We start from the raw sequence: 1,162 nt of genomic DNA on the forward strand, positions 1-1,162 counted from the left end.
CCGTCATTTCCTGAACTGCCGTCAAATCCCGACTCGACGGTGCCGGTTGGGATAAGGGGTCGGCGGCAGCATAAGCCGTAGCGCTGACAGAAAAGGCCAAGGCTGCAGTAATCAGTTTTTTCAACATAGCATCCTCCTTACGAGGTTTGCCCCCGGCCGAAGCCGGGGACCCCCGTTTCTCATCCTTATTTCAGACCCGCTTTTTCCATTAAGAGAGCAATTTGAGCCTTCATTTCTTCATTATCGGCCTGAACCTTCCGATACGCTTCAGTCAGTTCTTCTTCATGATGCTTAATACGGGCATTTTCAGCCTTCAGTGCCGTTACTTCATCTTGCATTACGTATACGGAACTGATAGGACCGGCTTTGTAGCGTTCGGGAATGGCTTTCTTTTCCGCCGAACGACCGAACTTATACGTTACGCCTGCATTGACGGCGTTATCCTGTTGTCCGAAGGAGGCACCAACGTGGAGCAACGTATTTTCATTCGTGTAATGGGCCAAGCCGAGTGCTACGGATGTACTGTTACCGTACGAACCGACGGCCGCCATAACCTGTGTAGGTGCAATGGGATCATAAGCCAAGGGGTGTAATCCCGCCAAGGCTGCCGATGCGGAACCGGCATTATCCACCTTAACCTGTACGCGACGAAGCTGGCTTACATTGACGGCATCGTCATCGAGCGTGCCGGCTGCCACTCCGTGAAGCTGTTGTCCGCCGTTATTAAGACCCGTTCCCGTCAGTCTGACCCCGGTTGTCGAAGTGCCGACAGGTGTGAAGGTAATACCGCTACCGCCCATGGTCATGGACGATGTCACGGTCGGAACCCCCGGTCGACGATCTTCGCCCAGAACCGGTCCGTTTGTCATCTCTCTCGGCGTCGACTCGGGAGCCGTAGTCGACGTTGTAAAGGTAATGGTACCGTCTCCCATATTAATATCCTTGGCCAACTTAATATTGTAGCCGTCTTGAGCGGAATTCGATACTACGGCAATGTTTCCGTCCGTCAAGCGCGACAGATTTTTCGCATTGCCGCGCAGATTTAACGTATCTCCGAGGCCGACCGAAACCTTACCCCAGTCGCCTTGGAAAACACGACCGCCGGAAATCTTATCACTGACAACCTTGAGCTGAACCTTCCGATACGCTTCAGTCAGTTCTT

At 52.9% G+C, this 1,162-nt stretch carries 1 protein-coding gene; it reads right to left on the reverse strand.

The annotated features are described in order from the left end of the window. Positions 1-185 precede the first annotated feature (185 nt). On the reverse strand, positions 186-1,162 hold a 977-nt coding region (locus PGX78_RS07590; RefSeq protein ID WP_270446279.1), incomplete at its 5' end, for a YadA-like family protein.

Source organism: Megasphaera sp. AF13-6AC, from assembly GCF_027685385.1.
Lineage (GTDB): Bacteria > Bacillota > Negativicutes > Veillonellales > Megasphaeraceae > Megasphaera > Megasphaera micronuciformis.